Raw genomic sequence first — 24936 nt, 5'->3', positions numbered from 1 at the left:
GGCACGCCGGCCTCACAACAGACTGCTAGGCCACGGGATATGGATGATCCGGTCGAACACGCCGTAAATGAGCGCCGTCACACAGGCCGCGAGAATCACGCAGAGCTTCCAGGACTCGCGGCCCTCGATCCGCATGTACGCGACGATGACGATTGGCACCGTGGGGATCAGGCCGATTACCGACATGCAGACCAGAAAGCCGATGAACCAGCCGAAGAACTTCGCGGCCCTGAGCAGCACCACCCTGTTCGGCAGCTTTTCGCCGTGGTCGCTCGACACGTCCATGTGAATTCCGCCGCCGGCGTGACCCGAGCCCGCCGTGGCCGGAATAAAGAACATTTTGTACGCAAGGCTGAAACTGCCGGCCAGCACGAGAATGCTCGCAATCACCGTCGGCCCGATTTTCGCCATCAGCAACCAGCTCTGCGCGCTCACCAGCATGTACAATCCGATGCCGATAAAGAACACATAGACAAGATCCTCCGGCTTGAGCACGATCTTCCCGCTCGGCCGCATGCGCGCAAGGCCGCCCGAGCGCAGCGCGTTGAACAGCGGCTTGAAAAACACCAGCGCCGCGAGAATCAGCAGCACCATCACGATCGGGCGCGTCATCCACTGCGTGCCGTAGCGCACGAAGGAAATCGTCATGTAGCGCTCCATCAGCGTGCCGAGCACCAGACCGAGGATCAACGGCGGGCGCGCCCATTTCAGACGCTTCATCGTCCAGCCGATCGCCGCCGCAGTCAGGAGCACGAACAGATCGCCCCAGCTGCGCGAACCCTGGAATGCACCGACGTAGATGATCGGCATGATGACTGGCAGGATCAGCGTGTAGCGCAGCGTCGAAACCTTCGCGAATTGCCCGCTGAGCAGGAAGCACAGACCCGCGCCAAAGATATTGGCCAGGGCGATGGACCACACCATCGAGTAGGTAAAGGCGAGGTGCTTGGTCAGCATGTCGGGGCCGGGGATGAATCCGTGCACCATCATCGCCCCGAGCAGGATGGCCTGGGCCGCGCCGCCCGGTACGCCAAACGCCAGCATCGGCACGAGGCTGCCGCCTTCGCGCGCGTTATTAGCGGCTTCGGGCGCAATCACGCCGCGCACGTCGCCGGTGGTGAAGGTCTGCTTCGCGCCCTTCGAGGTCTGCAACGCATGACCGTAAGCGATCCAGTCCGTCACCGCGCCCGTAATGCCGGGCACCACGCCGAGCAGCGCGCCGAGGCCGCCACAGCGCAGCACGAGGAACCAGTTGCGCAGACCGTCGATCACGCCCTGGCGCATCCCTTCGCGCGAACTGAACTGCACTTTTTCGGCGACAGCGGTGCGGCGGATTGCGAGTTCACACAACTCGGGCAGTGCGAAAATGCCGAGAATGATCGGAACCAGCGGGATGCCATCCTGCAGATAAAGAATGTCCCCTGTCCAGCGCATTTGCCCGGTCTCGACATTGGTGCCGATCATGCCGACCAGAATCCCGAAGCAGGCCGCGACCACACCCCTCAACGGCGCGTTGCCGGACAGCGCCGACACCATCGAGACGCCGAATATCGTCAGCCCCAACATTTCGGGCGTGCCGATCGACAGCACGAACGGGCGCACCAACGGCAGCGAAATGGCCAGCATCACCGCGCCGATCAGACCGCCGAGCAGCGAAGACGTATAGCAGGCGCTCAATGCGCGCGACGCTTCACCGCGCTTGGTCATCGGCAGGCCGTCCAGCACGGTCGCCTGCGAAGCCGCATGACCCGGCACCCCGAAGAGGACCGCCGGAATCACGTCGGAGGTCGTAATGACCGAGGCCATGCCGAGCAGCATCGCGAACGCGGCGACCGGGTCCATCGTGTAGGTGAACGGCACGAGCAACGCAAAGCCCGTCAGTCCGCCGATCCCCGGCAGCAGGCCGATCGCCAGTCCGACCGTGACGCCGAAAACGAGGAAGATCAGCCGGTTGAATTGCAGGAGCGTCGACAGCGCATGGCCCGCTGCCATTAACGTTGCGTCGTTGAAAAATTCCATGCGTGATCCTGATGAAAGGGCGAGCCCGGTTGGCTCGCATCGCAAGCCCATGGGGCTGCGAAGATCGGAAACATCGAAGCAGGCGAAGCTGTCTGGATCTTCGGCCTCGTCACGGGTTCAGTCAGCCAGTGGTGGGTAAAGGACCTTCGCCGTACGGCCCCACACCCATGCGCGCTCCTCATCGCTAAGCGCCGCGAAGCATGCCTTGCCCTGTTCGATCAGCTTTTTCAACGGTCCGACGGAGGCCGGATAGTTCGAACCGAAGGCCAGGTGATCCGCGCCGAACACCTTCACCAGTTGCGGGAAGAACGCCGCTGCCCCACCCGGCGCGGCCTGCGCGAGATCGAACGTTTTCGGAGTGATCTTCAGGTACACATTGCGGTACTTCGCCAGCTCGAACAGTGCCGCGCAGCGTGCATACGGAGGGCCGTCCTCGAGATCGGGCCGCCCGCAGTGATCGAGTGCAATCTTCACGGTCGCGAAACGCTCGGCCAGTTCAGCCACCATCGACAGACCTTCCGGCGTCGTCTGCACCACCATGGTCATGCCGATTTCCGCGCAGCGCTCCCAGATCGGGAAGGTCGCGGGATCGACGAGCCAGCTGCCGTCGCTTTGATGGGTCGCGCCGCCGGTGAACAGACGGATACCACCCATGCCGTTGGCCAGCCAGTGATCGAAAGTCTTCAATGCGTCCGGCGCCAGCAGGTCGAACGAATACACCCCGGTGAAGCGCACCGGATACGCCGCGACACTATCGGCGACATACGAATTGTCATGTCCGTAAGTGGTCGACGAATGCACGATCGCCGCCTTGGCAACGCCGGCCTCGTCCATCTCGGCGATCAACTGCTCGAAGGTCACAGGCCGTGTGGCCGACCACTTCGAACGATGACCATGCTGCGGGGCGATCGGATAACGAACCGTATCCGCCGAAATGATGTGCGGATGAATGTCGATGATTTCGGGTGTCATGCGAGTTAACCTCTTCGTGATTTGCTATCAGTCACCCGCTTCGGGTTCCTGACATCTCGGTTTCAGACGGAAACAGGGCTGTGCCGACGGGACCGGGCACACCGAGCCTGTCGTCATCAGTGCGAGCTGAAGATCAGCTTGCGCGCGGCCTCGACTTGCGGTTGAGGCGTCGCATAGAGCTTGTTGACTATCTGCTCTACCGCGCCGCCGTCGATCGGATCGATTGGGTAGCCTGAACTTTTCATTGCGTCGATGAACGCGGGATCCGCGATCGTTTTGGCGAAAGCCGCCCGTAGCGCGTCCATGCGGTCTTGCGGCACGCCCTGCGGAACGGCGATCGGGCGCCCCGCATCGAACGGCATCAGGAACAGATTGAACAGCGCCTTGACATTCGGATCGGTGATATAGGCGCTCAGGTTCGGGACATCCGCGAACGGCGCCGGACTTTTCCAGCCCAGATGCAGCAATACCTTCATCTTGCCGTGAGCGAGCATCTGCACCGGCTCGCCCTGCTGCAGTCCGTCGAGGGTCGAGGCCCAGCCGTCGACTTCACCACGTTGCATCGCCAGGTACACTTCACCCCGGCCGGTGTAGCCGGGCACAATACTCATCTTTGCGCCCATGTACTCATCGAGCAGCGCGGGCAGCGTCCGGTCCTCGTTGGCGAAACCTGTCGCGCCGATGTACATCTTTTTCTTGCCGAGGTCAGCCGCGCTGGTCACGCCGGATCGCGTCATCGACACAACGCAGTATTCGACCTTGTTGAGACTGCCCAACCAGCGCACCTTGCGCGGATCGAAGCGGTTCTGACGCGGATCGAGCAGCGGGATATAGAGGTTGTTGCGTTGCAGGAAGCCGATCACGCTTCCGTCGTTCGGCTGTCGGGTCTGCAGCGACGCCGCCGCCACCATACCGCCCGCGCCGACCACGTTCATGACGACCACGCGCGGTTTGCCGGGAATGTAGTTGACGAAGAAGCGCGCGAACTGGCGCGCAATGATGTCAGTCGGAGTGCCGGCATCGGCGCTGACAACGATCGTCAGAATCTTGCCGTGATAGAAGTCCTCGACCGATTGACCAAAAGCGGGCCCGGTAATCGCCATCGCGGCAATGCCTAGCAACGCCGCGCAAGCGCGTATCGCGGTCATGAACTTCATGGTTGTCCTGTCTCCGGGTAATAATCCGCGCTTCGCCTTCGTGACAAGCGCGAAACCATTGCAGTCCCGTGCCGCAAAACGCGTCGTTTTTGTTCAACTATCGAGCGAGCGCAGTCAGTTTCTGCCAGGCCGGGCACCTGAAGCAATTGAGAAAATCTGCGCGAGGCTTGAGCAAAGGGTTAAGGCGAACCGGCGGTTAACGCGCCGAGGTCGGCCCGCGCAGCGTGGCGGGCAAAGCGCGAGACGGTTCGGGAGCCGCTCAGCGCCTTATATGGCTTTTTGCCGCGAGCTGTTGCGCGGCTTCGTCGAGGCACGCGACCATCAGCGCCGCGCTCGGCGTCAAGCCGCGATTACGATTCCACAGCACTCCAGTCGGGCGCAGCAGTCGCGGCAGGCTCAACGGCAGCGTATGCAGCGGCTGAGCAGGATCGTTGGCGGGGGTGTCCGCCATCACGGCAATAAAGTCCGAGACTTGCAAATGGGCGCGCACGACGTGAATCGACAGCGTTTCGATGTAGTTGCTGGTCAACGGCACGCCATGAACTTCCAGTGCGCGTTCAAGCGGGTCCCGCAGGATCGAGCCGGGTGGCGGCAGGATCCACGGATAAGGTTCCAGGTCTGACCATTTCAGGTTCTTCCGGCGGGCCAATGGGTGATGACGGCCCGTCACCAGCGTCACCGGATCCTCGAGCAACTCTTTCTCCTCGAAGCTGCCGAGCGTATCCGGTGCGGGGAGCCGGCCCACCACGAGGTCGAGGCGGCCCTGCCAAAGATCGGGGAGCAACGAAGCAGTCGTACCTTCGATCACCACCGCATTAGTGCCCGGGGAGCGCTGCTTCAGCAGGCTCAGCGCCTGTGGCAACAGGACGGACGCCGATGCAGCCAGCATGCCGATATGAACCTTGCCTTCGGCCCCGGAGCTCAAAGCCTTCAACTCGTCGCGCGCCTGTTGGAGGATGGTCACCATTTCCCGCGCGCGCCGGATCAGGCATTCGCCGTACGGAGTGGGCACGAGTCCTTGGGTGGTGCGCGAAAAAAGCGTCAGCCCAAGCCCTCGTTCGAGTTCGGCCAACGCCTTAGAGACGGCGGGCACGGTCACATGAGTAACTTCCGCTACCTGCGTCAGGTTGCGGTACGTATCAATTGTCGCGAGAAGGTGTAAGTGCCGCGCCTTCAGGTTGATCTGCAGGTACCAGTCAAGCGCCGACACGTCGTATACCCCTTTACGGTTTGGTTAAGTCTGCGGCCATTTTACTCAATTGCCCGCGCGCCGGTTGGAAGGCAGGATCGACGCGACCCAGTGGTATTGCAAGCGGCACTCCGCTCTTTTTGCGGTACTGCTCGTGACCGACGGAGTACCCGCAGCCGGTCTGCATCGTCTCGCGCCCATGCATGGCTTTCGTGCATCTCGCCGGCGCGGAGCGTCAAACCCACCACAACGACTCGCCGGCTCGCCCGGCAGATGGAGATACCCATGTCGCAATCTCCCGAACGACGCCGCTTCCTGCGCAGCGCCGGCCTGCTCGGCCTGAGCGTCGCTGCCGCCGGACTCGGCGCGCCCTATGTCGCGCGCGGCGCGTCCTCGCAAATACGCATCGTCAGCAACCCGGGATTGGAGAACGCCACGCTCAACGCGCTGATGGAGGAGATGGGATATTTCCGGAAATTCGGCGTTAACGCGCTGATCGTGGCCATCCCCGGCTCGACGGGACCCTTCGATGCGATCGCGGCAGGCGCCGCGGACCTGTGCATGGTTTCCGGCTACAACCAGGTGTTGTCGCGCATCGCGCAAGGTGCCGACGTGAAGATCGTGGGCGCCGGAATGAAGAAATGCGCGCTGACAGTGTTCGCGAAACCAGAGGGTATCGGGACGCTCGCGGACCTGCGGGGCAAGACGGTCGCTGTTGGCCCGGAGCGCGGCTTGCTGCATTCCCTGATGCGGCAACTCATGCGGGAAAAAGGCATCGACGCGTCGCGGATCAAATTCGTGAACAAGGGCAGCAACGACGACTGCCACCAGGCACTAGTCAACGGCGAAGTCGATGCCTGCTGCGCCAGCATCTCGCATCTGAACGATCACGACGGGCTCGTGGTTCTCAACGACGCGAACATGTGGCAAGCGCTGCCCAAATGCATTTTCCAGACCGCCTACGCGTCCGACTCAGCGGTGCGTTACAAACAGGAGTCGATGGTCGCCGTGATGGCCGCTTATGGCGCGCTGTACGAATTCCTCATGTCGCCGGCCTCGGGTGATGCGTTCTTCGCCGCTCGCCAACACGCGCAGAAGAAGTTCGATAGGAAATCGGCGCAGGCCATCTGGGATTTCAACGAGAGCCAGCGCCCATACTCGAAAGATCTGTCGCTATCCAGCGACGACATCGGCTATCTGCAGGACATGTACATCGGCCTTGGAAGCTTGCAGCGCAAGCAGCCGTTCGCCGCCGTGGCCGATATGTCTGCGGCACAGTCCGCGGCGAAGCTTCAAGGCTAACTGTCCGCTTCGTAATGGAAAAAACCCCAAAGGCCGGAAATCGCTCCGGGCTTTGGGATTGACAGGGTTGAAGACTTCCTATCGGTCCAGCTGCGGGCAGCCCGAGCTCAGAACGTGTGGCGAATACCGGCGATGACGGACAGCTGCGAGCCTCCAGCCGGTGGCGTGGGAACCGGCGTAATGGTGGTCGCCGCATCCGTGAGGGTGCCGTAGTTGTGGATATGGTCGGCCGTCACATAGAGGAAGGTCCGCTTGGACAGCAAGTACTCGCCGCGCAATACAAGCACCAGTGCCTTGTTGGGCGAACGGTCGTATTTGATGCCCGCAACCATCCCGTCGATATAGAAGAACGGCGTTACGGGCACCGTGCCCGTCACCCAGACCAGGTTGCTCTTTGGTGTCTTGATCCCCTCGTCGTCGCGCCTGATCCAGCCCACGCCGAATTTGGCATTCTTGATCTTGAAGTAGCCCCCCAATGTGAACCGGCTGTCCGTGAGCTTCGGCGAAGTGAGGCCACCAAAGGTGCCCGACGTGCCGCCATAGTTGCGCTCGTAGGACGTGGCCACGCCCCAGGTATGGCCGTCGTACTTGACCATCGCCGAATACTCGCGGCATTCGTTCGACGGTGTCGTCTGACCCGGGCAATTCGCGGCGGCGACGGTCGCCGGGTCGCCGTTGACCGCATCGCGGCCGAAACTGTAGTTCACCCCGCCTTCGAAGCCGCCGTGGAAATAGCGGTAGCTCACGGAATTGTCAGCACGGGCATTGGCGATGCCGTTGTCCAACGTCGTCAAACCCTGTGCGCCGGTACCGAACGGGTTGATGAATGACACCGCGAAGAATCGCATCGTGTACTGCCGACCGAACGTCAGACGACCGTAAGTGCTGTCGTCGAGACCGACGTAGGATTGCCGTCCGAACAGACGTCCGCCTTGCCTCGAGGTTCCGTTGCTGGGCATGAAGCCGCCCTGCAGATCGAAGATCGCCTTCATGCCGCCCCCCAGATCCTCACTACCCCGAATACCGAAATAGGACGTTGCAGTACCGTCTCCCATGCGAAAAGCGTTGGTGGTGGCATTTTTACCGTGGGCGACGTTATTGACGTACTCGATCCCCTGATCGATCAACCCATACATGGTTACCATGCTGGCACCTGCACCTGCGGGTGGCGTAGCCTCCTTGGCCTCATCCTCACCTCGCGCCCAGGCCGGCGCGATATACATCAGCGCCGCGCAAACACAGATTGCGGTCCTATATTTCATAGTCGATGCTGTCTCCGGGTATTCGGCCAACTTGAGCCGGCGGCAAGCTGGCATAACCAGCCACCGCGGTGTGTGGACCGCTTTTTTAGGTTTCTCTGTAACGCAATGAAATTTTGCCAGCGTGGCGCCGGCGGTCCATTGAGAAAAAAAGCCTGGCGCTTGAGCGAACGGTTAAAGGCGCTCGACACTTGCCGCGATCAACGCGCATATTTCGCCGGCGGCCTGCACACTGCGTTGCGCGAGGCTGCGCAATGCAGTCGCGACCACGGCGAGGCTACGGCCCTGTTCGCACGCGCGCGCAGCGCTCGTGCCCCCCGGTTCGCTCGCTCAAAAGCCACTGCCCGACGTGATCTGCGTACCCACGGCTGCGACCGCATCGCTACTCCCGGGCACCTGCCCGACGATTCGGGCGAGCCACACCGCCGTCTCGCTCATCACCGCAATCAGGCTGTTCGAGTCTCCTGGCCGCACCCGCAGATCGACGTTGAGATTGCCCCGCGCAACCTCTCGGGCCTTGCGGCGTCGTCGGGCGCGCCGCCGAGCTTGCGAGTGATCGCACGCCAGATCTGATACGCGCCCCAGTATTTGCTGAACAGTTGCGGATCTTCGTCTCGCACGAAAATATCGTTACGGTTCTGCACCTTGGTTCATGAATGCAACCAGCGCATCGCCGACCTCGCGTGCCTGTGCATCGTCGACTTCGATCGGTTTCTCGTAAGCGTTCGCGGCGTATTTGTCTGCGCGACGCCCGACGCCTCGCCCCCGACGCGATAAGCAACACGCTTCTCAGTGCCAGCGGGATTCGATGCACCAGCTTCATATGTCGCCTTGTGAAGCGCCCAGCTACCGCGGATCATCTCCACTGCAAGCTTATTTGTCGACTTGGCAGGTTGGTGAAAGACCTCCCGCGCCTCGCATGCGGCGGGATATCGAACGTTGGAACGATGTCCGTGGAAGACCTATCCACCGATGGTGATTGAGTTGTCTCGCTGTCTGCACTTTTAATGCAGCGGCATTTTTACTAACGTGTAGCCACTGGTCTACTAAAGAATTTTGGCGCGTGCTTGACCGGTGGGTTAATTGTCGCGTTGCGCGCGCCGGCACAGGGATCAGCCACGAGCCATTCGTTCCGGGCCGATCCGACTGTGTCCGACTCATTTGCCGGCTTGCGTGGTGCCGTTCAACGCCGGACCATACGCGGCGTTTGCGTTGCTCTGACGACGTCGCGCGACCACGCCTTCAGCGCGTTGGAGACCCTCTGGGCAATTCCCCGAGCAATCAGCGCCGGGATTGTATCCGGCCTGTTCGAGCTCGATGAGCTGCGAACGGACCTGCGCACGCGTAAGCGGCCCATTCGTTTCGGCGAACGCGAGTGCCGGTACCACGATGGTGGCGGCGACCATGATGGTCTTGATCAACAGTTTCATCTTACTACCCCTCTGGTGTTGAGAAAGCGCTGAGCACCGAGTGCAGCAGCAACCCTAGTATTTGACCTTAGGGGTAAGTACCTGGACTATTGAATTAACCCGCCGTCGGGTTGAGTGCCCAGTTAAGCAAGCGGATGCAACCGGTGTATGCGACACACATCTATGGGACATTGGAAGTCACGATACGTCGCGAGCGCTTGCCACCCACCGGCAAAGCGCTGGTTAAACGATAGGCTCAACTGGCTGGCCGGCCGGAAGCGCAGCCAGCTCCACGCGAGTTCCGCCATCAACCACCGAGCTCGTTTGTTGCCGGCCTTGCTGATGCCCTGCTCGACCTCGCTGGTGCAACTCGCATACGGCGTCGGCGCGAGACCCAGACAACCGGCAACTTCCCGTCACGAACCTCGAGCGGGACAGCACCACGGGTATTACGGGAATCCGATTGTGGAACATGAGGCGGCGGTTCTTTGATCAGGTCGCTGATGTCATTGCGGATGACCACCCCGCAGCCGCCGGAAAGCTGCGACATGCCAGCCCGCGCTGGACGAGTCAAAGTGACGAACTCAAACGCGCCCGCCAGATGAATCAGGCGTTTGCCGCACGATAGTTTGCCCAACGCCCCAAGGACGACATGTTTCATGTTTTAGCCCCACACACTACCGTGGTCGTCAACCTCGGAGCTGCTACTGCGAGACACTGCTCACGCATTGCCCGGAAGACGTCTATAGTCCGACAATCTGAATACTGCAACGGTCGCCTGCAGGTCGCGCCCCTGATCCTCCAGTGACCGCGCCGCCGCTGCTTCTTCGACGAGCGCGGCATTCTAATGCGTCACTTCGTCCATTTGCGTAACCGCCAGTGCAACCTGTTCAATACCGGTTTGTTGCTCGGCTGAAGCGGCGGATATCTCACGCATGATATCTGTCACGCGCCGCACGCTCGTATCGATCTCATTCATCCGTTGGCCGGCCTCCGCAACCAGCAAACTTCCGGCGTGTACATGATCTGCGGACGTATCAATCAAATCCTTGATTTCCTTTGCCGCAGACGACGAGCGTTGTGCAAGCGTGCGCACTTCTCCCGCGACCACGGCAAAGCCGCGGCCCTGTTCTCCTGCCCGGGCAAATCGATAGGCCGCTCCCCGCCGACGCATGGATGGCCTGCGATACGCCGAGCAGACGTCAGTGGCCCGTTCGACAAAATGACTCATCCGGGGACACACTGTCATGATGAAGCTTCCCGCGCGCGCGCAACCGCGACGTGAGCCCGGTGACGAGCGCCGTGCTCCCGTGCACGGAAGGTTTAAGCAAGGTCCGTCTTCTGTCACGCCGGCTCCATGCCGTGACGAAGCTTGGCGGGGGACGCCGCGGGTGAGGCCAGAAATGAGAGGAATGCCCTCGATGCATCTCTTTCCCTGGATGCCATGCATATGGCCGCTGAAAAGGTCGTGATGATCTGCACTTCGGGGGGCAAAGAACCGATGACATCGATGCCCGGCAGGTGCATCAACTCGCTCAATTGCTGGAAACCGAGCTCGACATCCCCGCGCGCGACAAGGATGCCGACCGGGACACCCGGAGGCGCCTGCACAATGCGCGGCGCAATGGTCTCGGCGATGCCCCAGCGTTCGAACAGGCGGCCCAGGTGCGAACCGCTCGGCCCCGTCGAGTAGCCGATCCTACGCGCGGCCAGAATGGTGTCGCGTAACGCGGCTTCAGTGCCGATCTCGGGCCGCGGAGCGCCGGCTACTACCGCAATCGCAACGCCCGAACGGACCAGTTCGATCCGACTGGCCGGATCGATCCGGCCGGCTGCGGCAAGCCGGTCGAGCGCGTCGGCCGCAAGCACGACGATATCCAACGGCTCACCCGCCTGGACGCGCCGGGCAGCGTCGACGCCGCCGACCGACTCGATGGCCACCCGCCGCCCCGATATCCGCCCGTATTCCTTTACCAGCTCGGCCAGCAGCTGGCGTGTGGCCATCGACGAGACGCCGGTGATCTGCTCATTCATGGTTTGACCGATGGCCATGTTCTTCGCCTTTTCAATCGATATAGCGCAGGCCGGCCTGTTGCAACGGCTCGCGCATGTTGTACATATCCAGGCCGAGCACGCCGGCGGCCAGCTTCGCGCGCTTTTCGCCTTCGTTGGCTTCCCGCGCGGCCGCTTTTTCGAGCACCTGCGGCGCCCATGCTGCGGGCACCACGACTACACCGTCGTCATCCGCGACGACAACATCTCCAGGATTTACCAGCGCCCCCGCACACACGACGGGTATGTTCACCGAACCGAGCGTCGCCTTGACTGTCCCCTTGGACGAGATCGCCTTGCTCCATACCGGGAAGTTCATCTCCGCCAGCACGCGCACGTCGCGCACGCCTGCGTCGATGATGAGCCCTTGCGCGCCGCGCGCCTTGAAGCTCGTCGCCAGCAGGTCGCCGAAAAAGCCGTCGGTGGAATCGGCCGTGACAGCGGCAACCACGATGTCGCCCTGCTGGATCTGCTCCGCCGCGACGTGCAGCATCCAGTTGTCGCCTGGTTGCAGCAGGACCGTGACAACCGTGCCGCTCGCCTGCGCGCCGCTATAGATCGGACGCATGTAGGGCTTCACCAGTCCTGTACGTCCCATTGCCTCGTGTACCGTGGCAGTCCCGAGCGCACCGAGCTTTGCGGCAACGTCGCCGCCTGCCCGCTGAATGTTTCGATACACCACTCCAAGTTCATACATGATCAATGTCCCTTCGCTTTCAATGCTGCGTCCAGACGCGGGTACACACGTCGTGCGTTGCCCTCGTAAATCTTGTACCGCTCGTCTGCGTCGATGTGCGCGGCCTCGATGTAGCGCTTGGTGTCGTCGAAATAGTTGCCGGTCTCCGGATCGATGCCGCGCACCGCGCCGATCATCTCGCTAGCAAACAGGATGTTGTCCACAGGAATGACGCGGGTGAGCAGGTCGATGCCCGGCTGGTGATAGACGCAGGTATCGAAGAAGACGTTGTTGAGCAGATGCTCCGTCAGAAGCGGCTTCTTCAGCTCCTGGGCGAGCCCGCGAAAGCGACCCCAGTGGTACGGTACAGCGCCGCCGCCATGCGGAATCACGAAGCGCAGCGTCGGAAAGTCGCGGAACAGGTCCGAGGTCAGGCACTGCATGAACGCGGTTGTGTCCGCGTTCAGGTAATGTGCGCCAGTGGTGTGGAAGCACGCGTTGCAACTCGTGCTGACGTGGACCATCGCAGGCATGTCGTACTCGACCATCTTCTCGTAGATCGGGTACCAGTAGCGGTCGGACAGTGGCGGGCTGGTCCAGTGGCCGCCCGACGGGTCCGGATTCAGATTGATCGCAACGTTGCCATACTGTTCGACACATTTCACCAGTTCGGGAATGCAGGTGGCGACGTCCACGCCAGGGCTCTGGGGAAGCATCGCAGCCGGAATGAAATGCTCCGGAAAGAGCTGGCTCACCCGGTAGCAGAGTTCGTTACAGATGGCGGCCCACGTGCTCGATACTTCGAAGTCGCCGATGTGATGTGCCATGAAGCTCGCACGCGGGCTGAAAATGGTCAGATCGAGGCCGCGCTCGCGCATTAACCGCAACTGGTTGCTTTCAATCGATTCGCGCAACTCGTCGTCCCCGATCTGCAATTCGGAAACCCTGGGCATCTCCGAAGGACTCCCGATGCCCGCAATCTGGCGGTTGCGCCACGTCTCGAGCGCCTTCGGCGCGGTCGTGTAGTGGCCGTGAATGTCGATGATCATCGTCGCTCCAAAAACTGGTTGAGTTACCGGCGCGATGGTGCGAATGATGTGCGCCGACTTCGTTAGCGAGTCTTTTGCGACTGCAGAGTCGCCTCGCCTTAAAACGTATGCTGCATCCCAACGCCGTATGTACTGCCCGACGGATTGGCCGTCAGTTTGTCGTAGGAATAGACCGCGTATACATACGTGCGCTTCGACAGAATGTAGTCGTATGCAATGGAGCCGGTGTTGCGTACGTTGCTATGGTTCAGCGGTGCACTGTGCTTCGTGCGCGCCCATTCGGCAAGGATCACGTTCGACGGCGACAACGGTATGGAAACGCCCAGCTCGTAGGTGTGCGAGCCAGTCTCGACGTCGTTGTTGCTCGTCATCTGCGCGGCCCCGTAGAACTTGGCGAGCTTTGCATCGTACGCGGCGCCTGCAAGATAAAGGTACTGACCGCTTGATGGCGCGACTGCCGCCGTCCGAACGCGCTGCGCCGAGAACACCGCTGTGAGCGGCCCGTTTGCGTAAGTCAGATGCAAGCCGATGTTGTCCTTCCCCTGTTGGCCCGCGGTGCTACTGACGCCATAGATTGCGGTGCCGGTGAGGCCGCCGTAGCTGGGCGAAACATACTCGATGGCGTTGGCCCAAACGGTGTCGCCGATCTGCGTATTGTTGTAGCTCGCCGTGTACGACTGCACAATCAGCGGCGAAAACACTACGGACGAACCGAACGGATTGACGAAGATCTGGTTTATATAAGTTGGATTGGTCTGCGCTCCGAACTTGAACGTGCCATATGCGCCGGTCAGGCCGACGTACGCATTGCGCGAAAACAGGCCATCAGTCGCATTGCGTCCCATCTGCCCCGTGTTCGGCCTGAAAAAACTCTCGAGCGCGAAGAAGACCGCATTGCCACCACCAATGTCCTCCCGGCCGCGCATGCCCCAGAACGACGTTGTCATCCCGCCGCCGCCCAGCTGGACCGTGCTTGCGCGCGTCGTGCTCAGTTTTGAACTGTCGAGATACATACCGATCAATCCATACAGTTGCACTGCCGAGCCTGCCATCGTCGCTGCGCCCGCGGCTGCCTGTGAATCGTCGGCGTGCGCGGCAGGTGCGGCGAGCCCACTGGCCGCGAGCAGTGCGGCGCCCAGCCATGCCGCGTTGAAATTCAAGGGCGCGTAGGTGCGGCTGTTCTTACGGGACATCATATTTCGTCTCCAAACCAGTTGTTGTTTTATGCGCGAACGTTTCCCGCTGCCTGCGCCGCTGGCACAGGCAGACAGACACGGACATACAGGAGGGTTTTTCTCGCCAGCTAGCCGATCATTCGATATGACGGCGGGACATTTCCGCGTTCAGTTTCGAACGATCAAGCTCATGCTCCCAGGCGGACACGACCAACGTGGCGACGCCGTTGCCGATGGTGTTGGCGATCGCCAGCCCCGTTCCCATGAAGCGGTGGATGCCGAGGATCAGCACCATTCCTGACACTGGAATGATTGGGAACACCATCAATGTCGACGTCAGCATCACAAAGGCCGCGCCAGCCACGCCGCTTGCACCTTTTGACGTCAGCATCGCCACGCCCACGAGCGTCAGTTGCTGCGTCAGGGTAAGTTCGATGTTGAAGGCCTGCGCGATGAACAGCACGGCCATCGTCAGATAGATGTTGGTGCCGTCCAGATTGAATGAATAGCCGGCCGGAATCACCAGACCCACCACCGATTTGGAGCAGCCAAGCCGTTCGAGCTTTTCGAGCATGCGCGGCAGCGCGGCTTCCGACGAACTCGTCCCGAGCACGATCAGGATTTCCTCGCGGATATAGCTCAGGAAGCGCAGGATGCTGAAGCCGAGTAACCGGGAAATGATGCCGAGCACCACCAGCACGAAGAAGGCAAGCGTCAGGTAGAACGTCCCGATCAGCTTGACCAGTGGCAGTACGGCGCCGATCCCGTAGGTGCCGATCGTGAACGCGATCGATCCAAACGCGCCGATCGCCGCGACCTTCATGATGATGTGAACGATGCCGAAGAACGTATGTGCAAAGCGGTCGATCATGCGAACCAGCGGCAGGCCATATTCTCCGGTAGCCGCAAGCGCCGCCCCGAACAGCACCGAGATCAGCAGAATCTGCAGCACGTTACCGGTCGAGAATGCACTGACTACGGTGTCGGGAATGATGTGCATCAGAAAGTCGACCGTGTTCTGTTCATGCGCGGCGGTCGTGAATCCGGCGAGCGCTTTCGTGTCGATGGTCGCTGGATTCAGATTGAAGCCTTTGCCGGGATGGAACAGATGTCCGGCCACGAGCCCAATGACGAGCGACACCGTCGATACGATTTCGAAATACAGCAACGCCTTGCCGCCGACGCGCCCGACCTTCCTGATGTCGCCCATGCCGGCGATGCCGGTGACGACGGTGCAGAAAATGATCGGGCCAATCACCATCTTGACCAGCTTGATGAACGCGTCGCCGAGCGGTTTCATCTGCACGGCGAGCGACGGCGCGAAATGACCGAGCAGCACGCCAAGCAGGATCGCGATCAAAACGTGGAAATACAGCGTGCGATAGAAGGGTTTCTTCGCGCTGGGCGCGGGGGACGTCATGACAGCACTATTGTTCATGACGCTGCTTCCTGATCGGCCGAGGGGGCCGCATTATCCGCGTGGCGATGCATACCGGTCATCGTTGTCTCCTGATTCGAATAGTGAACGAAAAGCCGGTCGATTCCGGATTTCCGCCTGACTGCCATTCTCGGTGTGGCAGTTCAAAAGTTTGTTAGCCGAACGAGCCGCTAGAACCGGTAAAGCCGCGCCGGGTTAGTCACGAGCAGTTGTTCGCGCAGCGCCTCGTCCGGACAGAAGCGGAACAGCAGATCAACCAGTTCGCCGTCGTTCGGCATGTCCTTGCTGATGTTTGGATGCGGCCAGTCGGTACCCCATAGCACGCGGTCGGGCGCGGCTTCGATCAGGGTGCGCGCGAACGGAATCGCATCGTCGAACGGACGGCGGCCCGCGGACACGCGCTCGGCCCCGCACACCTTGACCCAGGCGAGCGGATTGCGCATCAGTTCCAGAAGCTGGCGGAACGGCTCCTGTTCGACTCCGGCTTCCGCGCGTACGCGGCCCATGTGGTCGATCACGAACGGTACCTTGATACGCGCGATCCGCTCGGCGTATTGGAGAATGTCCTGTGCATCGAGATGCAGCACGACGTGCCAGCCAAGCCGCTCGATACGTTCGAGCACGCGGTCGAAAACGTCGAGATCGGGTGCGCCGCCCAGATGTGCGACGAAATTGAAACGCACGCCGCGCACGCCGCGCGCGTCGAGGTCGGCCAACTGTTCGTCGGTGACGTCGCCGTCGACAATCGCGACGCCGCGATAGCGTCCGTTGCCGCGCGCAATCGCATCCAGCATCGCAGTGTTGTCCGTGCCGTGGCAACTTGCCTGCACGATCACGCCGCGGCTCGCGCCGAGAAAATCGTGCAGCGCAACAAGGCGCTCGAAAGGGGCATCGGGTGGCGTGTAGCTACGGTCCGGCGCGTAAGGAAACTGAGCGGCAGGGCCGAATACGTGGCAATGCGCGTCACACGCGCCGGCAGGAAGTTGCTGAGAGGGTCGAACGGGGTGGGGATCCGGAGGCAGGCAGGATTTCATGGCGCGTCGTCTCGATGTCATTGCCGCAGGGAGCGGCTTGCTATGGGTTGAATGCATTGTGGCCGTGACGATGGATGGATACAATCGCCATATTCAACTAGCTGATATGTGAATTTCACATGAATTGCCGAAAATGGACCTGAAGCAGCTCGAGGCATTCGTTCACGTCGCTGAACTCGGCAGCTTTACACGTGCCGCGATCACGCTGGACTCGAATCAGCCCGCTCTGAGCCGGCTGGTGCGGCATCTGGAAGTGGAATTGCGGCATACGCTGCTCGAGCGCACCGGCCGCGGCGTGACGTTGACGCCGGCGGGCCAGCGGATGCTCGCGCATGCCAAAGGTATCCTGCAGCAGGTGCAGCGCGCCTCACAGGATCTGGACGAGTTGCATGGCGCGCCCGGCGGTCATTTCGGCATCGGCATTACTCCCAGCTTCGCGAGAGTCGCCACACATGAACTCGTCCGTAGCTTTCGTTCCTCCTTTCCCGGGGCGACTATCTCGGTGGCTCAAGGCTTGTCCACCTATCTGATCGAATGGCTGATGATGGGCCGCATCGACGTCGCGGTCCTGTACGACACATTCGACACGCCGTTGATCGACAAGCGAACCATCTTTACTGAGGAACTGTTTCTGATCGGCCCGGACAGCGGCGATACACTCGCAGAGGCAGTACGCGAGCCCACCACAACGATCACGCTGCGGGAAATCGTGCGCTACCCGCTCATCATCCCCGGCCGCATGCACGCGATCAGACGGATGGTCGAGGCGGCTGCCGCGGAACAAGGCGTAAGATTGCGGATCGAACTGGAGGTCGATGCAGTGACCTCGATTCTCGATCTGGTCAGCGAGGGTATCGGCTACGCAGTGCTATCGCTCAATGCGACTACGAGCGATGCACTCAAGCGGCGCTTCCAGGTGATCCGCATTACCGAGCCGACGCTCTTCAGCCGTCTCGCGATTGCAACCAGTAGCAAGCACACGCTGTCGCAACTTGCCATCCAGGCGATCGCGATGCTCGAATCGAAAATATTGCCACTCTATGGCACCGCTGCGTGACCCTGCGCTTACTTCGCATGTCCGCTCTCTTGGCCAACTCCACATCCGTGACCGCCGAACTGCTCAATCTCGCCTAACTGTGTGTGCTTACCATCGTTGTCGAACACGGCAGTGCAAGCCGGGCGGCGGCGCTGCTCTTTCGCGCGCAATCAGCCGTGACGGGCTCCCCGCGGGAACTCGAGAAAACGCTCGGCGAACGGCTTCTGGGACGTCGGCCATCGGGGATGGCTGCCCAGCTTTGCTGGACGTGCCGTCGACAAACGCAGCCGGCGCATTTCCGCGGTATTGCATGCCCTCGCGTAATGGTGCGCGACGCGCCAGGTGCGCGCACGAGCCTTCACTCCTGGCTCAATTCCCTCCTACTTGCTGAACACGCGCGCCTGCAGTTGTTCGTGGCGCTCGTGCGCCATCAGCATATGCCAAGCGCGGCGCAGGCGCTCGGCGCCAGCCAGCCGGCCGTCAGCAGCACAGTGCGGATTCTTGAGAATGGCGCGGATATCGCGCTGTTTCATCGCACGGCGCGCGAGGCGTACAACTCACCCGTGAGGGCGAAGTTTATGCACTGCACGTGCGGCGCGCCCTCAACGCGCTGCGCCATATACCGGACGATATCGCTGCCGTGCGCGGCAGTATCCGCGGTAATGCTGCGGTCGACGCGTTAGCGTTCAGCCGCACCTTGATCCTGTCAGGTTGCTCATCGTGCCACGCCTTGAATCAGCCATGAACGTCATGGGGACCGGCTTTCATAAAATGCCTAAGACACCTCGATAATGACTTTGAGCGCATGCGTTTCGGCCGCTCGGCCAAAAGTGTCATAGGCGTTGGCAACATCCTCCAGCTGGAAGCGGTGGGTAATAAGCTGCGCGGGATCGATGCGCTTCGCGCGGACAGTCTTGAGCAACATCGGCGTGCTGACGGTGTCGACCAGGCGCGTCGTGATCGAGATGTTGCGGTCCCACAGTTTTTCCAGGTATAGATCGGCCTTCACGCCATGCACGCCGACATTCGCAATGACGCCGCCGGGCGCGATGAGCGCTTCACACAATTCGAACGTCGCCGGTACCCCTACGGCCTCGATCGCGCAATCGACACCCGTCTGGTCCGTCAGTTGCATCACGGCGGCCACCGGATCGGCACTGCCGATGTCGACGCAGGCCGTGGCGCCGAAGCGGCTTGCGACTTCGAGACGGTTGCGGTCACGGTCGATCATCACGATCTGCGCCGGGGAATAGAACTGCGCGGTCAGGAGCGCGGCGAGGCCGATCGGGCCAGCGCCGACAATCGCCACTGTGCAACCCGGCTGCACCTTGCCGTTCAGCACGCCGCATTCAAAGCCGGTGGGAAGAATGTCCGAGAGCATGACGAGCGCTTCTTCGTCGGCGCCGGCCGGGATCGGGTACAGACTGGTCTCGGCGTGGGGAATGCGCACGTATTCGGCCTGCGTCCCGTCGATCCTGTTACCCAGAATCCAGCCGCCTGTCGCACAGTGTGAATAGATCCCACGCCGACAGTAGTCGCATTTGCCGCACGAAGAAATGCACGAGATCAGCACTCTATCGCCAGGCTTGAACGCGGAAACGGCCGCGCCGACCTCCTGGACGATGCCAACGCCCTCATGTCCGAGAATGCGCCCAGGCTCGCAAGTCGGCACGTCTCCTTTCAGGATGTGCAGATCGGTGCCGCAAATCGTGGTGCGCGTCATCTTGACGATCGCATCGCCAGGTGCGGCGAGCTTGGGAATCGGCCGGTCATCGAGCGATTTCTTGCCGGGACCGTGATACACCAGCGCTTTCATGTCATACCTCCATTGAACGAAACAGAACTGCTGTACGACTGACTGTAGGCCGGCCGACATAGTCTCGCTTGACATGTATCAAGCGGAAGTCAGCGTCCGCAGCACACATGGAAAAATGTCCCGTCAGTGCGCACGGATCGCACCAGCGCTCACGCTGATGGGACCCTGCCCTGCTTCCCGCTCAGGCGTCGACCGCCGGCCCCCGAACAAGCAGCACGGGGCACGGCGAATGGCGCACGAAACGCTCGGCGACGCTGCCCAGCACCATGCGCCGCATCCCACGCCGGCCGTGCGTGCCCATCACGACGAGATCCACGCCGTGCGCGTCGACATAGCGAGCGATACAACTGGCGATGTCCTCGGCGATGCCCAGCGTCTCGATAATTTCGGAATGCCCGGGCGAGTTGAGCTCGCTCATCCTCGCTACAGCGTCGTCAAGCAGGCTTCGCCCGATCTGGCGCGCGGCGTCGGTCAGCAGATGCGGGTCGCAGGCGCCTGCGTACGTAAATGCGCCAGACTGGTCGATAACGTAGACGGCGGTCAGTTTGGCGTGCGCCAGTTTGGCCATGCGGATCGCCTCGTTGAGCGCACGGTTGGACGCTTCGCTGCCGTCCACGGCTACCAGAATGTTTTCGTACATGGTCTCCTCCTCAGTGTGCATGGCGAAAGACAAGGCGGGCGGCCCGCCTTTGGTATCGAGCGGCTCAGGGCCGCGTACGAGCCGGAGTGCCATTGAGCTTCTGTTCGGCGAAATCGAATGCGGCCTTGATCGCCGCGTTGGCGCTGGCGTCGAGGCAATGTCTGACCGGGACCAGTTCGCCATCGCGCATGATCAGGTCGAGCCGGGCGTCGAACAGCGGTGTGGGCGCTTCACCGACATGGGCACCGTTCCGGCAGCCGTCCGGTGTCACGCGGACGGCTTCGACCGCCAGGTGGCAGCCCGCAATGGACTTGCCGAAACGTTGCAGACGAATCAATTGCGACGCCGCCTCGGCTTCGATTTGCGACGTTCCCACGAAGCCGAGATAGACGATTTGCATGCCAACTCCCATTTGCCTTCTCCCTGGCGTAACACCTTGTCGCGCAACTCGCTGTGAAATCGTCTGCCGCGGCCGCATTGCTGCCATCACGATATGAAACTCCGCCCGGACGTTTAGATCATCGGCGCGAACGGCCTGGGCTAATTGACTTGCGTCAAGATATCAACTACGCGTCCGCTCAAACGGCAGTCTCGGCACTCGCCGCCAATTCCACGATGTCGGCCGTGATTTCGTCCTGACGGACCTGCCGGTGCCGTTGCGTCAGTTCGTCGAGCGTGTCCTTCACATTGGCGCGCGCGGCCATCATCGCGCGCACGCGGGCTTCGTTTTCCGCGGCGAATCGTCCGACAGGATCAGAAGTGCGTCGTCGATTGGAGGAAGCGGACCGCCCGCAAACCTGACGTCGACGACGGCGCCTCGCACGGCGACGACCCAGCCCTCGTTTCCGGCCGGCTGTCCTGCTTTTGGATCTGCTGCTGGATGACTCGACATAGGGATCCCGTGGCAGCTTGAACAGTCGAAAAGTAACGCCGCTATCGGCCCGGAAAAATGACCTTTATCAAACGTATCGCACATGATGACTCGCGGTCCGCAGGCAGGAGGCTGGGCCGTCCTTGCCCATCGTCACGACGCGCCAATGAATGCGCGGAAATTCATTTCCACCGCACGGATCTGCTCGGCGCAACTTTTGTACAGCCAGCCGGGGCTGCCATCTGCGCGATACATACCCCGGCACATACCCTTGAGGCTGATCGTCGAGGCTCCTGTTTCATCGGTCGTCCGCGCCGCCCACACATAGACCGCGCCAAACATGTGCGGCTCGGCTGTTTCGATCACCGCTTCGTCGGCGTGGCGGATCGGCGTCACTGAACGCTGTGCAACGTACGTCCTGGTCAGGGCCCAAAGACGATCGCAATCTGCGCGCGTGGAACATTCCACCGACGCATGGGCGCGCGCTTCGCCGAGCTGAATTTCCGTATCGCGGAGCGCGGCAAGGCGAGCATCGGTGGTGCACGCCGCGAAACCGGCGATCATTACGGCAAGGACCAATCTATTTCCCACGTCCGCTCATCCCCGGCGAATCAGCATGCCCATTCGAGATTCCGCGATCTGGCGATGTGGCGCTTGAGGTCACTGCCAAACACGGCAAGGGCGGGGTGTACACCGTGAAGTGCCTCGTTCGCAGTGACCTTGCATTCGGCGACGGCTGGCTTGCCCACAATCTGCTGCATTTCACGCAGCGCTTTGTCGGCGCCCCGCCCGCCGAAGCTGCAAAAGAACGCCACCTGCGGCAACCGCGCTCGATTCTCCATGAGGTATGAACGCACCGGGGCCGACACCGACCCCGCCCACACCGGCGAGCCGATGACCACCAGGTCGTAAGCCGAGACATCCAGCCCTGCCGGCACGATCTCCACTTGCCGCCTACGGATAGCATCGAGGAGAGAGCGCAGATAGCCACCGGGCCCTTCGCGATTGCTGCAGTCGCAGATCTCCTCCAGATCGGCGCCCAGCATCTTCGCCAACCCCGACGCGAGCGAGCGCGTGGTGCCGGTGCGCGAGTAATAGACGACAAGAACTTTTGCTTCGGACATTTCGATCTCCCTACCACGCGCCGCCATGCATTCACCTGCGGGATTCGCAGTGCATGCCCCGAGCATAGGTGCGGTTTGGGGAATTCTCATGATCCACATCAAGCGTCCACCCTGCCCATCATCACTGCGCCGTTGCCTGTAGGAAATTCCTGACATCAACGTAGGCCGCCCTACGCAAAGCTCAGCGTCAACTGATTTCTATCCGCCTTGCCCTGACCAATACTCAATTTCGAGACAGCAGCAATCAATCGCGCTCGCGATGCCGCCAATGAGCGCGCCGAGGTGGACATTCAAGGAGACGGCCATGTCGAACAATGCTTCTTGCGCCGGCGCCACGGCGCCGGCCGCGCAACTGCAGCGCAACTGCAACGCCGCGAGCGAACTCGAGATCCTCGCGCTGGCCCGTGAGGCCGGAATGCTGATCACACTGGACGGGCAAATCGGCCGCGAGAAATATCAAAGCGTCGTGGGCTCGCTACACGCCTTCAAACGTTTCGCAGAGGCGCTGAGCAACAACTTTGCCCAACGCGCGGCGGCGTGACAAACGTGCAGTCCATCCGTCAGAAGAGGTGAGGAAAATGAAGCTGACTTTTTTGGGCGCGGCGGAAACCGTCACTGGCTCGAGGTATCTGCTGGAGGGTGCGGGTTTACGCGTGCTGATCGACTGTGGACTCTTTCAGGGCACAAAGAATCTGCGTCTGCGTAACTGGGAAGCCTTTCCGGTTCCCGTGGACACGCTGGACGCCGTGATCCTGACACATGCCCACCTGGATCATAGCGGCTACCTGCCCATTCTCGCGCGGCTGGGCTATCGCGGACCGGTCTATTGCACGCGCGGCACGCGTGACCTCTGCGAGGTGATGTTGCGCGACAGCGCCAGGCTCCAGGAAGAAGAAGCTAGCTTCGCCAACCGGCACGGATTCTCGAAGCATCGCCCGGCACTGCCGCTCTATACCCTCGAAGACGCGGAAAACGCGCTTCGCCTGCTGGTGCCACGCGAATTCGACTTACCGAAGCAACTGAACGACCACGCGTGCTTCCGGCTGCTGCCAGCCGGGCACATTCTGGGCGCCGCAAGCGTCGTGCTGTGCATGGAAGGCAAGGTGATCGCCTTCTCCGGCGACGTTGGCCGGCCGAACGATCCAATCATGCGTCCGCCCATGCCGTTCGCACACGCTGACTATCTCGTGTTGGAGTCCACCTACGGAGATCGTGTGCACGAAGCCGCCGACCCGGCGACGCAACTGGCGGAAGTCTTCGAGCGCACCTTCGCGCAAGACGGTGTCGTAGTGATCCCAAGTTTCGCGGTCGGCCGCGCGCAAACCATTCTTCATTACATCGCGCAACTGAAGGCGAGCGGGCGGATGGCCAACGTGCCGGTCTATCTCGACAGTCCGATGGCATCCAGCGTCACACAGCTTTACCGGCATCACGTGGGCGAACACCGCCTGAGCATGACTGAAGCCAATGCGATCGGCCACGCGGCTGAGATGGTGCGCACCGTCGACGAATCCAAAGCCGTGTCCGCGCGGCGCGGCCCAATGGTGGTGATCGCCGGCAGCGGCATGGCGACGGGCGGACGAGTCGTGCATCACCTGAAGACGTTCGCGCCCGATAGCCGCAACACCATCGCGCTGGTCGGCTATCAGGCGGCCGGCACGCGTGGGGCGGCGCTTGCCGGTCACGTGCCTGCCATCAAGATCCACGGCGACTATGTGCCGGTGCGCGCCTCGGTCGTTTCGCTTTCATCGCTGTCCGCCCACGCCGACTATCGGGAATTGACGGATTGGCTTCGTTCCATCGCCGTCGCGCCAAAGCGCGTGTTCCTGACGCACGGCGAACCGGCTTCGGCCGATGCGCTACGGCGCCATCTCGATGAATCGCTGCACTGGCGCTGCGAGGTACCCATCCACCTCGAAGCCGTCGAGCTCCCTGGCTCGAATGCAGTGACAGGCATTCATCCGTGCGCGGCCACCGCCATGTCCAACGTCGAAGCGGCTGATCCAGATCTACTGGCCAGACCGCCCGAAGTGTCCTGATCAACGCGTCATGAAGAATCTAGCGGATTCATTTGCGAGCCCCGTCGGCACCCCGGCCAGCCATCCGCATTGCGGCAGGGGATAAGCGCGACATCTGCCAAAACGCGATCGACCTGCTGCATGTCCTCGGCGTCGAGTTGCCACGGGTCGCGGTGCTTGCCGCCGTGGAAACCGTGAACGCCAACATGCCGACCACGCTCGACGCAGCCGCCCTCACCGTCATGGCAGCACGCGGCCAGATCACCGGTGCGCTGGTCGATGGCCCCCTGGCTTTCGACAATGCCATCAGTTTCGCGGCAGCGAAAACCGAACAGATCAATTCGCCCGTCGCAGGTCAGGCGGATATTCTGCTGGCCCGGATCTGGAAGCGGGCAACATGCTCGCAAAACACAACTGGTGTACTTCGCAGGCGCCGAATGCAGCGGGCCTTGTGCTCGGCGCCCGCTTGCCGATCATTGTGACCAGCCGCGCGGACAGCGCTCATGCTCGCCTCGCTTCCGCGGCGCTCGCCAAGCTGGCGGCTGAATGCGCTTCGCCCTCATCGGGCTGGCTTGCGTCGGCCGTCGCCTCGTGCTCTAACACGCCGTTGATCTGAATCAACGCCGCCGACTACGCGGCTCATAGACTCAGATCACGCGTCCATGCGCCGCTCACCCACTTCCGGAACATTGCGATGACC

General features: G+C 61.6%; 23 protein-coding genes and 5 pseudogenes. 7 read left to right on the top strand and 21 right to left on the bottom strand.

What is annotated here, in order from left to right:
- Positions 1-12: 12 nt before the first annotated feature.
- The 4 genes from B0G82_RS33255 to B0G82_RS33240 all read right to left on the bottom strand — a co-directional run bounded on the left by B0G82_RS33255 (position 13) and on the right by B0G82_RS33240 (position 5358).
- Complete coding sequence (locus tag B0G82_RS33255; protein ID WP_121310360.1) at positions 13-2019, bottom strand: tripartite tricarboxylate transporter permease; 2007 nt, start codon at positions 2017-2019, stop codon at positions 13-15.
- A gap of 117 nt (positions 2020-2136) precedes the next feature.
- Positions 2137-2991: an amidohydrolase family protein gene (locus tag B0G82_RS33250; protein WP_121310359.1), complete on the bottom strand. Its 855-nt coding sequence runs from the start codon at positions 2989-2991 to the stop codon at positions 2137-2139.
- 116 nt (positions 2992-3107) lie between these two features.
- The gene (locus B0G82_RS33245) at positions 3108-4148 is read right to left on the bottom strand and encodes a tripartite tricarboxylate transporter substrate-binding protein (protein ID WP_116144373.1); all 1041 of its coding nucleotides are present in this window, start codon (positions 4146-4148) and stop codon (positions 3108-3110) included.
- A gap of 259 nt (positions 4149-4407) precedes the next feature.
- Positions 4408-5358, bottom strand: a complete 951-nt coding sequence (locus tag B0G82_RS33240; RefSeq protein ID WP_116144371.1) for a LysR substrate-binding domain-containing protein — start codon at positions 5356-5358, stop codon at positions 4408-4410.
- Between B0G82_RS33240 and B0G82_RS33235 the strand changes: the two genes are divergently transcribed.
- On the top strand, positions 5311-6639 hold the full coding sequence (locus tag B0G82_RS33235; RefSeq protein WP_241974938.1) for an ABC transporter substrate-binding protein: 1329 nt from the start codon (positions 5311-5313) through the stop codon (positions 6637-6639). The genes B0G82_RS33240 and B0G82_RS33235 overlap by 48 nt on opposite strands.
- A 107-nt stretch (positions 6640-6746) precedes the next feature.
- Here the strand turns inward: B0G82_RS33235 and B0G82_RS33230 are convergent, their stop codons facing one another.
- The 4 genes and pseudogenes from B0G82_RS33230 to B0G82_RS33210 all read right to left on the bottom strand — a co-directional run bounded on the left by B0G82_RS33230 (position 6747) and on the right by B0G82_RS33210 (position 9705).
- Positions 6747-7901, bottom strand: a complete 1155-nt coding sequence (locus B0G82_RS33230) for a porin (protein WP_116144367.1) — start codon at positions 7899-7901, stop codon at positions 6747-6749.
- 174 nt (positions 7902-8075) lie between these two features.
- Positions 8076-8204 (bottom strand): annotated as a pseudogene (locus B0G82_RS33225) (methyl-accepting chemotaxis protein); the annotation flags it as partial.
- Positions 8205-9055: 851 nt separating this feature from the next.
- On the bottom strand, positions 9056-9328 hold the full coding sequence (locus B0G82_RS33215) for a DUF4148 domain-containing protein (RefSeq protein ID WP_116144363.1): 273 nt from the start codon (positions 9326-9328) through the stop codon (positions 9056-9058).
- A 122-nt stretch (positions 9329-9450) separates the two neighbouring features.
- Positions 9451-9705, bottom strand: a complete 255-nt coding sequence (locus tag B0G82_RS33210; RefSeq protein ID WP_241975046.1) for an IS110 family transposase — start codon at positions 9703-9705, stop codon at positions 9451-9453.
- A gap of 47 nt (positions 9706-9752) precedes the next feature.
- Here B0G82_RS33210 and B0G82_RS40770 point away from each other — a divergent pair.
- Positions 9753-9935, top strand: a pseudogene (locus B0G82_RS40770) (integrase); the annotation flags it as partial.
- A 93-nt stretch (positions 9936-10028) separates the two neighbouring features.
- Here the strand turns inward: B0G82_RS40770 and B0G82_RS40765 are convergent.
- The 7 genes and pseudogenes from B0G82_RS40765 to B0G82_RS33170 all read right to left on the bottom strand — a co-directional run bounded on the left by B0G82_RS40765 (position 10029) and on the right by B0G82_RS33170 (position 16731).
- A pseudogene (locus B0G82_RS40765) lies at positions 10029-10538 on the bottom strand (methyl-accepting chemotaxis protein).
- Positions 10539-10651: 113 nt separating this feature from the next.
- Positions 10652-11359, bottom strand: a complete 708-nt coding sequence (locus B0G82_RS33195; protein ID WP_241974936.1) for a substrate-binding domain-containing protein — start codon at positions 11357-11359, stop codon at positions 10652-10654.
- Between the two features lie 13 nt (positions 11360-11372).
- Positions 11373-12056, bottom strand: coding sequence for a 4-carboxy-4-hydroxy-2-oxoadipate aldolase/oxaloacetate decarboxylase (ligK, locus tag B0G82_RS33190; protein ID WP_121310357.1), 684 nt, complete (start codon positions 12054-12056; stop codon positions 11373-11375).
- 2 nt (positions 12057-12058) lie between these two features.
- The gene (locus B0G82_RS33185) at positions 12059-13084 is read right to left on the bottom strand and encodes an amidohydrolase family protein (protein ID WP_116144359.1); all 1026 of its coding nucleotides are present in this window, start codon (positions 13082-13084) and stop codon (positions 12059-12061) included.
- A gap of 98 nt (positions 13085-13182) precedes the next feature.
- Complete coding sequence (locus B0G82_RS33180; protein ID WP_121311003.1) at positions 13183-14277, bottom strand: porin; 1095 nt, start codon at positions 14275-14277, stop codon at positions 13183-13185.
- 118 nt (positions 14278-14395) lie between these two features.
- Positions 14396-15697, bottom strand: coding sequence for a dicarboxylate/amino acid:cation symporter (locus tag B0G82_RS33175; RefSeq protein ID WP_121310356.1), 1302 nt, complete (start codon positions 15695-15697; stop codon positions 14396-14398).
- 170 nt (positions 15698-15867) lie between these two features.
- Positions 15868-16731, bottom strand: a complete 864-nt coding sequence (locus B0G82_RS33170; RefSeq protein WP_121310355.1) for an amidohydrolase family protein — start codon at positions 16729-16731, stop codon at positions 15868-15870.
- A 133-nt stretch (positions 16732-16864) separates the two neighbouring features.
- Between B0G82_RS33170 and B0G82_RS33165 the strand changes: the two genes are divergently transcribed.
- Together B0G82_RS33165 and B0G82_RS33160 are read left to right on the top strand one after the other, a co-directional pair.
- Entirely contained in the window at positions 16865-17788 is a 924-nt protein-coding gene (locus tag B0G82_RS33165) for a LysR family transcriptional regulator (protein WP_121310354.1), read from the top strand.
- An 83-nt stretch (positions 17789-17871) separates the two neighbouring features.
- Positions 17872-18450 carry a LysR family transcriptional regulator gene (locus B0G82_RS33160; RefSeq protein WP_347237575.1) on the top strand — a complete coding sequence of 193 codons (579 nt, stop codon included), beginning with the start codon at positions 17872-17874 and terminating at the stop codon, positions 18448-18450.
- 92 nt (positions 18451-18542) lie between these two features.
- Here B0G82_RS33160 and B0G82_RS33155 read toward each other — a convergent pair whose 3' ends face one another.
- From B0G82_RS33155 to B0G82_RS33125, 6 genes and pseudogenes are all read right to left on the bottom strand, one after another.
- Entirely contained in the window at positions 18543-19583 is a 1041-nt protein-coding gene (locus B0G82_RS33155; RefSeq protein ID WP_121310353.1) for a zinc-dependent alcohol dehydrogenase family protein, read from the bottom strand.
- Between the two features lie 181 nt (positions 19584-19764).
- Positions 19765-20223: a universal stress protein gene (locus tag B0G82_RS33150; protein ID WP_121310352.1), complete on the bottom strand. Its 459-nt coding sequence runs from the start codon at positions 20221-20223 to the stop codon at positions 19765-19767.
- A 64-nt stretch (positions 20224-20287) separates the two neighbouring features.
- Positions 20288-20623: a hypothetical protein gene (locus B0G82_RS33145; RefSeq protein WP_309546265.1), complete on the bottom strand. Its 336-nt coding sequence runs from the start codon at positions 20621-20623 to the stop codon at positions 20288-20290.
- Between the two features lie 178 nt (positions 20624-20801).
- A pseudogene (locus B0G82_RS33140) lies at positions 20802-20963 on the bottom strand (F0F1 ATP synthase subunit gamma); the annotation flags it as partial.
- Between the two features lie 284 nt (positions 20964-21247).
- Entirely contained in the window at positions 21248-21658 is a 411-nt protein-coding gene (locus B0G82_RS33130) for a hypothetical protein (protein ID WP_241974934.1), read from the bottom strand.
- Positions 21659-21705: 47 nt separating this feature from the next.
- Positions 21706-22218, bottom strand: a complete 513-nt coding sequence (locus B0G82_RS33125) for a flavodoxin (RefSeq protein ID WP_116144345.1) — start codon at positions 22216-22218, stop codon at positions 21706-21708.
- A gap of 304 nt (positions 22219-22522) precedes the next feature.
- Here B0G82_RS33125 and B0G82_RS33120 point away from each other — a divergent pair, with 304 nt between their 5' ends.
- The 3 genes and pseudogenes from B0G82_RS33120 to B0G82_RS33110 all read left to right on the top strand — a co-directional run.
- Positions 22523-22759, top strand: a complete 237-nt coding sequence (locus B0G82_RS33120) for a hypothetical protein (RefSeq protein ID WP_116144343.1) — start codon at positions 22523-22525, stop codon at positions 22757-22759.
- A gap of 37 nt (positions 22760-22796) precedes the next feature.
- Positions 22797-24257, top strand: coding sequence for an MBL fold metallo-hydrolase (locus B0G82_RS33115; RefSeq protein ID WP_121310351.1), 1461 nt, complete (start codon positions 22797-22799; stop codon positions 24255-24257).
- A gap of 14 nt (positions 24258-24271) precedes the next feature.
- Positions 24272-24852 (top strand): annotated as a pseudogene (locus B0G82_RS33110) (phosphate acyltransferase); the annotation flags it as partial.
- Positions 24853-24936: the final 84 nt, after the last annotated feature.

Source organism: Paraburkholderia sp. BL17N1, assembly GCF_003634175.1.
GTDB lineage: Bacteria > Pseudomonadota > Gammaproteobacteria > Burkholderiales > Burkholderiaceae > Paraburkholderia.
Note: the sequence above shows the minus strand (reverse complement) of the source record. Positions and strands in the feature narration are given on the sequence as shown.

Excerpts from the sequence above, each read along its gene's own strand:
- B0G82_RS33150 (WP_121310352.1), bottom strand. The coding sequence starts at position 20,223 with ATGTACGAAAACATTCTGGTAGCCGTGGACGGCAGCGAAGCGTCCAAC.
- B0G82_RS33145 (WP_309546265.1), bottom strand. The coding sequence starts at position 20,623 with ATGCAAATCGTCTATCTCGGCTTCGTGGGAACGTCGCAAATCGAAGCC.
- B0G82_RS33125 (WP_116144345.1), bottom strand. The coding sequence starts at position 22,218 with ATGTCCGAAGCAAAAGTTCTTGTCGTCTATTACTCGCGCACCGGCACC.
- B0G82_RS33250 (WP_121310359.1), bottom strand. The coding sequence starts at position 2,991 with ATGACACCCGAAATCATCGACATTCATCCGCACATCATTTCGGCGGAT.
- B0G82_RS33115 (WP_121310351.1), top strand. The coding sequence starts at position 22,797 with ATGAAGCTGACTTTTTTGGGCGCGGCGGAAACCGTCACTGGCTCGAGG.
- B0G82_RS33120 (WP_116144343.1), top strand. The coding sequence starts at position 22,523 with ATGTCGAACAATGCTTCTTGCGCCGGCGCCACGGCGCCGGCCGCGCAA.
- B0G82_RS33130 (WP_241974934.1), bottom strand. The coding sequence starts at position 21,658 with ATGATCGCCGGTTTCGCGGCGTGCACCACCGATGCTCGCCTTGCCGCG.
- B0G82_RS33180 (WP_121311003.1), bottom strand. The coding sequence starts at position 14,277 with ATGTCCCGTAAGAACAGCCGCACCTACGCGCCCTTGAATTTCAACGCG.
- B0G82_RS33165 (WP_121310354.1), top strand. The coding sequence starts at position 16,865 with ATGGACCTGAAGCAGCTCGAGGCATTCGTTCACGTCGCTGAACTCGGC.
- B0G82_RS33185 (WP_116144359.1), bottom strand. The coding sequence starts at position 13,084 with ATGATCATCGACATTCACGGCCACTACACGACCGCGCCGAAGGCGCTC.
- B0G82_RS33245 (WP_116144373.1), bottom strand. The coding sequence starts at position 4,148 with ATGAAGTTCATGACCGCGATACGCGCTTGCGCGGCGTTGCTAGGCATT.
- B0G82_RS33175 (WP_121310356.1), bottom strand. The coding sequence starts at position 15,697 with ATGAACAATAGTGCTGTCATGACGTCCCCCGCGCCCAGCGCGAAGAAA.
- B0G82_RS33170 (WP_121310355.1), bottom strand. The coding sequence starts at position 16,731 with ATGAAATCCTGCCTGCCTCCGGATCCCCACCCCGTTCGACCCTCTCAG.
- B0G82_RS33155 (WP_121310353.1), bottom strand. The coding sequence starts at position 19,583 with ATGAAAGCGCTGGTGTATCACGGTCCCGGCAAGAAATCGCTCGATGAC.
- B0G82_RS33230 (WP_116144367.1), bottom strand. The coding sequence starts at position 7,901 with ATGAAATATAGGACCGCAATCTGTGTTTGCGCGGCGCTGATGTATATC.
- B0G82_RS33255 (WP_121310360.1), bottom strand. The coding sequence starts at position 2,019 with ATGGAATTTTTCAACGACGCAACGTTAATGGCAGCGGGCCATGCGCTG.
- B0G82_RS33195 (WP_241974936.1), bottom strand. The coding sequence starts at position 11,359 with ATGGCCATCGGTCAAACCATGAATGAGCAGATCACCGGCGTCTCGTCG.
- ligK (WP_121310357.1), bottom strand. The coding sequence starts at position 12,056 with ATGTATGAACTTGGAGTGGTGTATCGAAACATTCAGCGGGCAGGCGGC.
- B0G82_RS33215 (WP_116144363.1), bottom strand. The coding sequence starts at position 9,328 with ATGAAACTGTTGATCAAGACCATCATGGTCGCCGCCACCATCGTGGTA.